The organism is Xanthomonas sp. 60 (assembly GCF_011761925.1).
Genome location: NZ_JAASQW010000005.1, coordinates 277468 through 288626 on the forward strand (window position 1 = coordinate 277468; position 11159 = coordinate 288626).

Genomic DNA, 11159 nt, shown 5'->3' on the forward strand with positions numbered 1-11159 from the left:
GGGGCCTGGGTCAGTCTAGCCGCGCCGCGTGCCGGGCCAGCACCTGCTCCAGGCGCGCCACCAGCGCATCCAGGCCGGCCAGCGGCAGCGCCGGTTGGCCCTCGCGCAACCGGGCCTCCATCTGCCCGCAGACGCTCCCCGTTTCGCGTTCCCCGACCATCATCAGCACGCCCTTCAGCGCGTGCAACCGATCCAGCAGCGCCTGCCGGTCGCCGGACGCATCGGCACGCACCAGCGCATCGATATCCACCCGGGTACTGTCCACGAACGTGCGCCTGAGCTTGTCCGGCAAGGACGGCGCGGCGGCCGCGGCGTCGGGCACCTCCGCGGCGGGCGCCTCCCCGAGGTGCTGGGTCAACGCGCGTGAGAGCGCCAGCAGATTGAGCGGCTTGAGCAGCAGATCGGTGATGCCGGCCTGGCGGCAGCGCTCGCGTTCGCTGGCCAGCGCAGTGGCCGTGACAGCGAGGATCGGCAGGGAGGCGCCCTGGGAGCGCAATGCCATCGACAACTGATAGCCATCCATGACCGGCATGTTGATGTCGGTCAGCACCGCCTGGAAGCGACCGGGTTGCCACACCGTCAAGGCCTCCTGGCCGTTGCCGGCCGACTCCACCACGAAGCCCAGCTCCTCCAGCTGCTGTTGGATGAGCTCGCGGTTGACCGGATTGTCCTCTACCAGCAGCACGTCACCGCGATGCCCGGGCCGCGTCGGCAGCGCCTGTGCATCCGCGTCCGGCACCCAGTCGTCGGCCAGCGCCGCGCGCAACGCGGTGCTGGCGTACGCGCTTACATGCACGCCGTCGGCGCGCACTTCCGGCGACAACGGTCCGTGCGGGAGTGCGCGTACCGTGCGCGCGTGGCGCTCTGCCAGGCTGTCCTCTTCCTCCACGTCCCAGGCGCGCCGTTCGCCGTACAGCAGCAGAGTGGTGCCTGCCGACACGTCCGTGACCTGGCGCGGCTGTTCGATCACCGTGACTTCCGCGCCCCAGCGTCGCAGCAGCTGCCCGATCTCGGTCCGCCATTCCGAAGCGGCGGACAACAGCGTGATGCGTTGCCCCCGCAGCGGCGTGTCCTGCGCCGCCGGCTCATCGGTCCGCGCGTCGCCCGGCGTGACCGGCACCTCAAGCGTAAAGACGCTGCCGACGCCCAGTGTGCTGTCGGCCGTGATCACCCCGCCCAGCAGCTGCGCCAGCTGCTGGCACAGCGCCAACCCCAGCCCGCTGCCCCCGTAGCGCCGCGAGATGCTGTTGTCGGCCTGCTGGAACGGCTGGAACAGCTGGGCCTTCTGGTCCTCGCTCAACCCGATGCCCGAATCCACCACCTGCAGGGACAGTCGCGCCGGCGCCTCCTCCGTGGCGGCCAACCAGCGCGCACGCACCACGATGCGCCCGGACTCGGTGAACTTCACCGCATTGGCGAGCAGGTTGTTGAGGATCTGCCGGATGCGGTGTACGTCGGCCACCAGCGGCTGCTCCAGGGCAGGATCGATCGCGTAGTAGAGCTTCACGCCCTTGCGCAGCGCCTGCGCCGAGAACAGCAGCGTTGCCTGTTCCACCAGCGGGCGCACGGCGAACGGCGCGGCGACGATGTCCAGCTGCCCTGCTTCGATCTTGGAGAAGTCCAGCACGTCACTGATGATGCCCATCAGTGAATCGGCCGACAGGCGGATGCGGTCCAGCCGCTCGCGCTGGGACGGCGCCAGGGGCGAGCGGCCGAGCAGCTCCAGGTGTCCCAGCACACCGTTGAGCGGCGTGCGGATTTCATGGCTCATGGTGGCCACGAAGGCCGTCTTGGCCAGGCTGGCCGACTCTGCCGCCGCACGGGCACGCTCCGCATCGCGCCGGGCATGCCGCAGGGTGCGTTCCAGCTCCGCCTGTGCGGTCACATCGCGCAGCGCACAGACCCACACGCGGCGCTGATGCCAGCTGGCCAACGCCATCGCCACCTGCAGCCGGCGCAGTCCGCCGTTGGCAGTGGTGGTGGTACAGGCGAACTCGTGCGTGGCGTCGGTGGCGTGAGCGCGGGCGTGCGTGCGCAGCCGCGCATAGACATCGGCGTCCCCGCTTTCACCGGGCGTGCCGGCCAGCTGGCGTGCCAGCGCGTTCTCCAGCAGCAGCTCGCCGCTCTCGTGCGCCATCAGCACCAGGCCGATCGGCGAGGTATCGATGATCACCCGGCTCAAGGCCTCGCTCTCATACACCTGCGACGCATCCTGGAGCGCAGGAGCGAACACCCGCCGCTGCAGCCGCAGCAGCAGCCACCAGAGCAGTGTGAGGATGGATATCGCTGCCAGCGCCTGGGCCAGCATGCGCGCGCCACGCGCGACCCAGAGATCGTGCCAGTCGTAGCCGCTTACCAACATCCAGTCCACGCCGACGAGCGGCCCACTGAGCAGGAACCGGCCGTCCCGGTAACTGCGCACGGGTTCGCCATCGGCCCCCGCCGCTTTGCGCGGCTTCGGGTCCAGGCGCGGCACCGGCATGCCACCGGTGCGCAGCACGGTGCGACCGTCGGCGGTCAGCACCACCAGCTGGCCGGCATCGTGCGCATCCAGGCGCTCCAGGATCCCCTGGACCGGCTCGAAGACCACGCGGCGGAAGTAGGGCACGCGCCCCACGCTCATGGTCTGCACGCCCACCAGGGACGGCTGTCCGGTGGTGGGGCTGGTGTCGAAGTAGGACAGTGTGCGGCCGCTGGCGACCGCGCTCTGCACCGGTCCGGGCCCGACCTCGCGCGCCCGCGCGGCCGGCTCCATGGCCATCAACCGGCTGAAGGCCGCCTCGCGCGTGCCCACGCCCAGTGCACGCAGCAGCTGCGCTTCGTCGGTCACCCCGGCCACGGCGATCAGGCGCCCCTCGGGCTCATAGCCATACAGGGTTGCGCGGCCTTCCGAACGCAGAGCGGACACATTGGCAGCGGTATAGGTGGAGTACTCCGCCACCATGCCCAGATAGGCCTCCAGGGTCGGCAGTGGCAGGGCCTGCGGTTGACGCACCAGCACCAGCCAGGGTACGGCGGTGGGTCCTGCATCGCGCACCAGCACCTGGCCGTCCTGGGCCTGCAGCCGCGCCGCGAGCGCCGCGCCGCGCGCACGCAGCATCGGCTGCTGGCTGGCCCACAGCGCATCGTTGGTGTTGATGCTGGTGGCATAAGCGCGGTCGCGCTGGAACAGGAAATAATTGATCGACGCGCGTGCCTGCGCGAAACGCTCCCGTTGCGACTCGTGGAAGGCGTTGACTTCCGACGCCAGCGCGACCAGCAGCGTCAGCAGGACGAGCAGCGAGATCAGCCCGCCGCCGCCCCACAGCAGGCGGCGCTGATGACGGCGCAGCGCGGAGAGCTGCGCACGTGGCGGTACGCCTGTCGGCGCTGGAGGAATTCCATCCACGATGCGTCCTTGTCGACCCGGCGCGGTGTGCGCGGACGCCTAGCTTAACGCGCGTCGGGCGTCCCTGTCGGCGGTTGGGTCACGGGCTGGCGCCAACAGCACATCCAGCAGCGCATGACCGGCATAGCAGGACACCCACCACTGCCCGTCCCGCTCGACCCCCTGCAGTGGCGCATCGGCACGCACCCGGATCACCCGTTCGCAGCCCTGCAGCGCGGGGTCGCTCAGCACCGGCTGATTGCGCTCGAACAGCACCAGCGGCAAGGGGCCGTCGGCCAGCGCCGCCTCCAGCTCCGCCGGGGTATCGGTGTCCAGCACGACCGGATCGGCGCCCCAGGCGCGCAACCGGCGGCACAGTTCGTCGCGCCATGGTGGTACGGCCGAGCGCAGCAGGACCCGACGTCCCGCCAAGGGGCGCCACGCTTCGCCCCCGCCCTCGCGCGCGGGCGACACGTCCACCTCGAAGGCGAAGCGGCTGCCAACGCCCGGCGTGCTGTGCACATCGATGTCCCCGCCCATCAGCTGGCACAGTTCCCGGCACAGCGACAGACCCAGGCCGCTGCCGCCGTAGCGATCGGCGATGGACGGATCGGCCTGCATGAACGGCCGGAACAGTCGCTGCACCTGTGCGGGCGTAAGCCCGGCACCCGAGTCGGTGACAATGAAACGCAGCCGCGCCGCCTGGCTGCCCGGCTGCACGCGCAGTTCTATCCGTCCCGAGGAGGTGAACTTCACCGCATTGCTGACCAGATTGCGCAGTACCTGCTCGATGCGGGTGAGCGCGCCACGGTAACGCGGCAGGACGGCGGCATCCACGCTGAAATCCAGGTCCACGCCCTTGGCCAGGGCCAGCGGCGAGTACAGCAACGCCACGCGCTCGAGCAGACTGACCGGCTCGAAGCCCACCACCCCCACGTCGATTTCCAGCTGGCCCGATTCAATACGTGCCAGGTCAAGCACGTCGTTGATGATCTGCAGCAGGGATTGCGCCGCCTGCGACATGCGCCGCAGTCGCACCCGCTGGCCTTCGTCGAGGCCGGACTGGGCGAACAGCTCCAGGTGTCCGAGGATGCCGTGCAGCGGTGTGCGTATTTCGTGGCTCATCGTGGCGAGGAAGCGTGACTTGGCCCGGCTGGCCGCTTCAGCTTCTTCGCGCAGCTGCGCCTGTTGTGCCTGCAGCACCATGCGAGCGGTCAGGTCCTGCACGACACAGAGCAGCACCGGACGCTGCAGGTACGTGCCCCGGGCCATGCGCACCAGCAGATGGCGCTGGCTTGCCCCATCGCCGTCACTGCCAGGCACCGGGTGGCTGACGTCGAACTCGATATCCTGCACCCCGTCATGCAGTTCGGCCATGCGGGCCTGGTAGCCCTGCAACAGCGCGGCGTAGAGCGACACCCCGCCACGTTCGGCCGCGGCCACATGCCGCAGCAGCAGATCGTTCTGCAGCACCGGGACACCGCGCTCGGCATCCAGCAGGCACAACCCCACCGGCGTAAGGTGCAGCACCGAACGTCCCAGCGCTTCACTGGCGCGCAGGCGCTCGGCCCGTTCGCGCGCCGGCGCCAACACGCGGCGCTCGAGCACCACCAGCAGCAGGCCGAGCAGGCTCATCACGATCGCCCAGCGCACCAGCGCGTGCACCACCCGGCGCGGGTCATTGCGCAACGGCGCGCTCCAGGGATGGCTCGCCAGCAGCAGCGCATCGCAGCCCTGCACGCGCGCGGCCAGCCACCAGCGCCCCTCGTGCCACTGGCCCAGGGCACGGTCCGGCAGAGCCAGTACCTGTGCGGCGTCGGCACTGCGCAGCCAGCGCGGCGCGTCGGCCTCGGCCACCATGCGGCCCTTGCGCTGGAACCCGGTGCCCAGCGCGCGTTCCAGTACGGCCTGCAGGGGTTCGATGACCAGCACCGCGCCCCCCTTTCCGCCGGGGCAGAGGGTGCGCCGGTACGCCAGCACCGGGCCTGCGCTGGTGTCCACGACAAGACCGTCAGCGTTGATCTGATCGGTGTCCGGCGAGGCGTCACGTGCGGCCAGCCGCGCAGCGATGTCCAGCAGCTCCGTCTCGCTGGGAGGCGGACCGGAAGGCTCGGACAGCGAAGGCACCGCCGTGTCGGCGATCACGTCGGCGCGCGTACCGTCCATGGCCGCCCAGACGATCCAGCCCGAAGGGACCGCCTCGCGGGGAGCCCGGCGTAGAGCGAGTCGAAGCCGCGCCTCCCACGACACCGCGCCGTCCTGCAGCGCCTCGGCTCGCCGGACAGGGGCAAGGGTGGCTCCCCCATAGCCGGCGATATCTGCCAGGCGCATCAGCGCCTGCTGCTGCTGGAGCATGTGCGACTGCAACGCATCACGCTCCTGGAGGAACTGATCAAGCTGCTGCTGGCGCGCGGTGTGCACCAGCCATGCGCCATCGGCCAGCAGCAGGACCACGCCCAGCGCCAGCAGGGTGATCCACGGCGCCAGGCGCGCAGGCAGCCCCAGGCGCGAACAGGTCTCGCGCAAGGCACGCAGTGGCGTCAGCCCGCGCACGGTCGCGGCGCGGACCCGGTGCATCAAGGGGATCATGATTGGAAACCTCCACCCGCCAACGTGCGGGCCTGGCACCGCTCACGGCGTGCACTACGGGACCGGCAGCACGCTGCCACCGGGAGAGCGAGCACGATAGGACGCCGGGCGACGGCGCCCTATCGGACGCGACTGAAACCCGGAGCCTCAGCGACATGCCGCCCGCACGGCGTCGTCCCACCTGCGCTGCTGCAGCAGTGTGGGGTGCGGCTGTGCCTGGCGCAGTTGGGCCTGCCGGCGCTTCGCACGCGCACAGCCCTTGGGATCTTCATGCAGCGGGATCAGTACCGCCAACGGACGCTGCACGGCACGGCGCGCCCGGGTGCGGGCCGCGGGCCGCGCCCGGGCCGGCGCACGTCCCCGCCGATGTGCCGGGCGACGCACCACACGTTCCCCCACCGGTGGTCGCCAGGCATGCGACGCCGCGCCCCGTGCGCAGGGCGTGTCCTGGTAAATGACCTCGCCCGCCTGTTCGCAGCGCACGATGCGGCCTGCGGGCGCCGCTGCGGCCTGTGCGGCCTGCACCATCAACACGACCCAGACGACAACGGCCAAGCGCATCACCACACCCTCCCCCACCGGTCCCCACCGTGGATGACGCTGGTGCGTCCTGCAACCGGCAGAGGCGACGGTCCCTCCGCATGCCGCAGGCCGCGCAGGGAAAAACGACATTTCACGCTAGAATTGCACCTTGTTCCGGCGCTGGATCTGCATGAACCCGTTCGACCGCCCCGACCGCCCGCGCTGGCAGGCCGATGTCCCGGCGCTGTCCGCCGCGAGCGATGGCGCGCGGGCGGCGCATCTGCGAACACTCCGGCAGCTGTTGCTGGAAGGGCACAGTGCCACGGCAACGCTCGAACACTGGTGTGCGATGCATGCGCTCGCCATCCCCGCGCGCGTGCGGGCCGTGGCCCTGCCGGTCACCGCACAGGAAGCGCCGACGACCATCCGTGACGCGTTGCAGACGTCGGCCGGGACCGCGTTACGGCATCGCCGCGTGCAGCTTGCCTGTGGCGAACGCGTGCTGAGCGTGGCCGACAACTGGTATCTCCCGGCCCGGTTGACACCGGCCATGAACGTCGTACTCGACACCTCCGACGAACCGTTCGGACGGGTGGTGGCACCGCTGGCGTTCAAGCGCTTGACGCTGCACGAGCAGACCTTCTGGCCTCCCTCGGCCGGTACTGACGGTCGGATCGTCCTGCAGATGCACGCGCTGCTGCTCGATCCAAACCAACAGGCGTTCAGCTATGTGGTTGAACGCTACCGCGACGACCTGCTGCCCTGAGACCCGCCGCGCCGCAGTCCGCGGAGTCAGCCGCTCGTACCAACCAGTGATGCACGGCCGATATCGGCAATGCGACGGGCGCCGGTCAAGGTCATCGCCACGCGCATTTCCTTGTCCATCAGGTCCAGCATGTGCGCCACGCCGGCCTCGCCACGCGCGGCGAGCGCGTAGACGAAGGCCCGCCCGAGCAGCACCGCATCGGCGCCCAGCGCGATCATGCGCACCACGTCCAGCCCACTGCGGATCCCCGAATCGGCGAGGATCCTGAGCTCGCCGCGCACCGCATCGGCAATGGCCGGCAACGCCCGCGCGGTGGACAGCACGCCGTCCAGCTGGCGCCCACCATGGTTGGACACCACGATCCCGTCGGCACCGAAGCGCACGGCATCGCGCGCGTCGTCCGGGTCGAGGATGCCTTTGATCACCATCGGCCCGTCCCAGAACTCGCGGATCCATTCCAGATCCTTCCATGCGATCGACGGATCGAAGTTCGCGCCCAGCCAGCCGATGTAATCCGCCAGCCCGGTGGGGTTTCCGCGGTACCGTGAGATGTTGCCCAGGTCATGCGGACGTCCACGCAGGCCGACATCCCATGCCCAGCGCGGATGACCCAGCACCTGGGCCATCCGCCGCAGCGCGGCGTCCGGACCGCTCATGCCCGAATGCATGTCGCGATACCGCGCGCCGGGCACCGGCATGTCCACCGTGAACACCAGGGTGGTCACCCCGGCGGCCCGCGCCCGCTCCAGCGCATTGCGCATGAAGCCGCGGTCGCGCAGCACGTAGAGCTGGAACCACATCGGCCGCTTGATCGCCGGCGCCACCTCCTCGATGGGGCAGACCGATACCGTGGAGAGCGTGAACGGCACGCCGCGGCTGTCGGCGGCACGCGCCGCCTGCACCTCACCGCGTCGGGCGTACATCCCGGTGAGGCCGACCGGCGCGAGTGCCACCGGCATCGACAGCTGCTCGCCGAACAGTTCGGTCTGCAGACTCAGCTCACCCATGTCGCGCAGCACGCGCTGGCGCAATGCGACGTCCGCCAGGTCTTCGACGTTGCGCCGCAGCGTGTGCTCGGCATAGGACCCGCCATCCACGTAATGGAACAGGAATGGCGGCAACCTGCGCTGGGCGGCGATACGGTAATCGGTCGAGGCGGAGATGATCATCGCTGAACCTGCGGCAGCACGCGGACAGAGCAGCCAGTGTGCCCCAGATCACGCCAGATGGCGCTCCCAGCGGCGTACGCCGACGAGCACCAGCAGGCACAGCAGCGTGACGCCCGTTGCGATCACATACGCGCCGATTCCCACGGCGATGCCGATCGAGGCGGCCATCAGCAACGAGGTCGCGGTGGTCAATCCGCTGACTTCCCCGTCGCGCGTGCCACGCAGGATGGTGCCCGCCGCGATGAAGCCCACGCACGCCACCACCGCTTCGATCAGGCGGATCGGATCGACCTGCAGCAGGTCACGGTACTGATCCTGCTGGAAGTGCTCGGCCACCGAGTCGCCGAGCCCGACGATCAATGCCGCTGCGCCTGCGATCAGCATGTGCGTGCGCAGGCCCGCCGCATGCCGACCGATCTCGCGCTCGACGCCCAGGATGCCGCCGAAGAGCATCGCCGCGGCCACCCGTAGCAGGATGCTGAAATCCGATCCCAGGTCCATCCGCCTGTCCTCCCACCGTGTTGATGACGGCGCGAAGGCTTGCCTGTGCCGTGTCGGCGGACTGTGAAGGGACCTCGATGCCGGCCCGGTCAGACAGCCAGGTAGCCCCCGTCGATCGGATAGTAGCCACCGGTGGCGAAGGAGGCCGCATCGCTGGCCAACCAGGCCACCAGCGCCGCGACCTCCTCACCGGTGCCGAGGCGCTTCAATGCGTGCCGAGCTTCCAGCGTGGCGCGGGCCTTCGCCGGCATTGACTGCAGCAACGGGGTATCGATGAAACCCGGTCCCACCGCATTGACCCGGATGCCATCGGCGGCATGCTCCCAGGCAGCGGTCTGGGTCAGACCCACCACCCCGTGCTTGGCCGCCACATAGGCCGCTGAACCCTGGTAGCCCACCTGTCCCAGGATGGACGCCATGTTGATGATGCTACCGCCGCCGTTGGCGCGCATGGCCCGGATCTGGGCTCGCTGGCACAGGAAGACGCTGGTCAGGTTGACATCGATCACCCGCTTCCACGCGTCCAACGGGTGGTCACCGCTGTTGACTGCCGGACCGCTGATGCCGGCATTGTTGACCGCCACGTGCACCCCACCCAGCGCCTCCACCGTGCGCGCCACCGCCGCGTCCACCGCATCGGCATCGGTGACGTCCAGCGCGATGCCGATGGCCTGTATGCCGCGGCGACGCAGCTGCGTGGCGGTCTGCTCCACAGCGTCCTGTTTGAGGTCCCACACGGAGATCGAGGCACCCGACGCGGCGAGGTAGTCGGCCACGGCCAGGCCAATGCCCGAGACGCCGCCAGTAACGATGGCCGTGCGGCCCTGCAGCCGATAATCGATCACGAACTACTCCAGCGCATTGAGGTTGCACAGACCCTACCGCGCCCGATGTCACGACGGTGCAGTCCACGCGCCCTGAAACAATCCTTCCCACCGTCGCAACACGGGCCCGGCGCATACTCGGTGCAGGCCGCAGGGCCACCTCCCCCCTTCCACCGACAGGATGCCCCATGACAGACGCAGCTGCGTTGTTCACCCCGACCCGCGTCGGCGACATCGATGTATCCAACCGCATTGCGATGGCGCCACTGACCCGCAACCGTGCCGAGGGCGACCGCGTGCCCTCGCCGCTCGCAGTGACCTACTACGGCCAGCGCGCCAGCGCCGGCCTGATCATCGCCGAAGCCACCCAGGTCAGCCCGCTCGGGCAGGGCTACCTCGACACACCCGGCATCTACAGTGACGCGCAGGTCGCGGCCTGGAAGCGCGTCACCGACGAGGTCCACGCCCGCGGCGGCCGCATCGTGCTGCAGCTCTGGCACGTCGGCCGCATCTCGCACGTCAGCCTGTTGCCCGAGGGCGAAGTACCGGTGGCGCCGTCGGCGCTGCGTGCACAGGCCAAGACCTTCATCCAGGGCGGTTTCGCTGATGTGTCCGAACCGCGCGCGCTGACGCTCGATGAGATCCCCGGCGTGGTCGAGCAGTTCCGCACCGCGGCCAGCAACGCGATCCGTGCAGGTTTCGACGGCGTGGAAGTGCACGCTGCCAACGGTTACCTGATCGACCAGTTCCTGCGCGATGACAGCAACACCCGCCAAGACGCCTACGGTGGCAGCATCGAGAACCGCACGCGCCTGCTGTTCGAAGTGGTCGCCGCCGTTGCAGGCGCCATCGGCGCCGGGCGCACCGGTGTCAGGCTCTCGCCGGTCACCCCGGCCAACGATGCGCACGACAGCAATCCGCAGCCGTTGTTCGAACGCGCGGTGGAACGTCTGGCGACCATCGACGGACTGGCGTTCGTGCATGTCATCGAAGGCGCCACCGGCGGTGACCGCGACAACCTCGCCTTTGACTACGACGCCCTGCGCTCACGTTTCCGCGGCACGTGGATCGTCAACAACGGCTACGACAAGGACAGTGCCGTGGCGGCCATCGAAAGCGGCCGTGCGGATCTGGTGGCGTTCGGCCGGCCGTTCATCGCCAACCCGGACCTGGTGGAGCGGCTGCGACGTGACCTGCCCTTGGCGCAGATCGATGCCGACACCCTGTACGGTGGCGGCGCCAAGGGCTACATCGACTACCCCACCGCGTCGTAACCGTGCAACAGTCGTGGGGGGGCCCCGCCCCCCCCCCCCCCCCCCCCCCCAACCCCCCCCACCCCCCCCCCCCCCCACAAAAAAAAAACAACCCCCCCCCACACCAACCACACCACCACAAAGACCACCAGAAGGCCCCCCCGGCGC

The 11159-nt window shown here is 69.7% G+C and carries 8 protein-coding genes; 2 read left to right on the forward strand and 6 right to left on the reverse strand.

Translation table 11 applies throughout. The features are described 5' to 3' along the window. Positions 1 to 10: 10 nt before the first annotated feature. From FHY09_RS12525 to FHY09_RS12535, 3 genes are all read right to left on the reverse strand, one after another. Positions 11 to 3388 (reverse strand): response regulator, encoded by a 3378-nt coding sequence (locus FHY09_RS12525; RefSeq protein WP_456362804.1) that lies wholly within the window; start codon positions 3386 to 3388, stop codon positions 11 to 13. Positions 3389 to 3427: 39 nt separating this feature from the next. Beyond that, positions 3428 to 5956 (reverse strand): ATP-binding protein, encoded by a 2529-nt coding sequence (locus tag FHY09_RS12530; protein WP_166927203.1) that lies wholly within the window; start codon positions 5954 to 5956, stop codon positions 3428 to 3430. 147 nt (positions 5957 to 6103) lie between these two features. Beyond that, positions 6104 to 6517, reverse strand: a complete 414-nt coding sequence (locus tag FHY09_RS12535; RefSeq protein ID WP_166927204.1) for a hypothetical protein — start codon at positions 6515 to 6517, stop codon at positions 6104 to 6106. 151 nt (positions 6518 to 6668) lie between these two features. Here FHY09_RS12535 and FHY09_RS12540 point away from each other — a divergent pair, with 151 nt between their 5' ends. Continuing rightward, the gene (locus FHY09_RS12540) at positions 6669 to 7244 is read left to right on the forward strand and encodes a hypothetical protein (RefSeq protein ID WP_166927205.1); all 576 of its coding nucleotides are present in this window, start codon (positions 6669 to 6671) and stop codon (positions 7242 to 7244) included. A 26-nt stretch (positions 7245 to 7270) separates the two neighbouring features. Here FHY09_RS12540 and lldD read toward each other — a convergent pair whose 3' ends face one another. The 3 genes from lldD to FHY09_RS12555 form a co-directional block, all read right to left on the reverse strand. Continuing rightward, complete coding sequence (gene lldD / locus FHY09_RS12545; protein WP_166927206.1) at positions 7271 to 8413, reverse strand: FMN-dependent L-lactate dehydrogenase LldD; 1143 nt, start codon at positions 8411 to 8413, stop codon at positions 7271 to 7273. A gap of 48 nt (positions 8414 to 8461) precedes the next feature. Beyond that, positions 8462 to 8914 carry an MgtC/SapB family protein gene (locus FHY09_RS12550; RefSeq protein WP_166927207.1) on the reverse strand — a complete coding sequence of 151 codons (453 nt, stop codon included), beginning with the start codon at positions 8912 to 8914 and terminating at the stop codon, positions 8462 to 8464. Positions 8915 to 9003: 89 nt separating this feature from the next. Then, positions 9004 to 9759, reverse strand: coding sequence for an SDR family oxidoreductase (locus tag FHY09_RS12555; protein ID WP_166927208.1), 756 nt, complete (start codon positions 9757 to 9759; stop codon positions 9004 to 9006). 167 nt (positions 9760 to 9926) lie between these two features. Here FHY09_RS12555 and FHY09_RS12560 point away from each other — a divergent pair, with 167 nt between their 5' ends. Continuing rightward, the gene (locus tag FHY09_RS12560; RefSeq protein WP_166927209.1) at positions 9927 to 11012 is read left to right on the forward strand and encodes an alkene reductase; all 1086 of its coding nucleotides are present in this window, start codon (positions 9927 to 9929) and stop codon (positions 11010 to 11012) included. Positions 11013 to 11159: the final 147 nt, after the last annotated feature.

Coding starts and splice junctions, on each gene's coding strand:
- FHY09_RS12530 (WP_166927203.1), bottom strand. CDS start 5,956: ATGATCCCCTTGATGCACCGGGTCCGCGCCGCGACCGTGCGCGGGCTG.
- FHY09_RS12535 (WP_166927204.1), bottom strand. CDS start 6,517: ATGCGCTTGGCCGTTGTCGTCTGGGTCGTGTTGATGGTGCAGGCCGCA.
- FHY09_RS12540 (WP_166927205.1), top strand. CDS start 6,669: ATGAACCCGTTCGACCGCCCCGACCGCCCGCGCTGGCAGGCCGATGTC.
- lldD (WP_166927206.1), bottom strand. CDS start 8,413: ATGATCATCTCCGCCTCGACCGATTACCGTATCGCCGCCCAGCGCAGG.
- FHY09_RS12550 (WP_166927207.1), bottom strand. CDS start 8,914: ATGGACCTGGGATCGGATTTCAGCATCCTGCTACGGGTGGCCGCGGCG.
- FHY09_RS12560 (WP_166927209.1), top strand. CDS start 9,927: ATGACAGACGCAGCTGCGTTGTTCACCCCGACCCGCGTCGGCGACATC.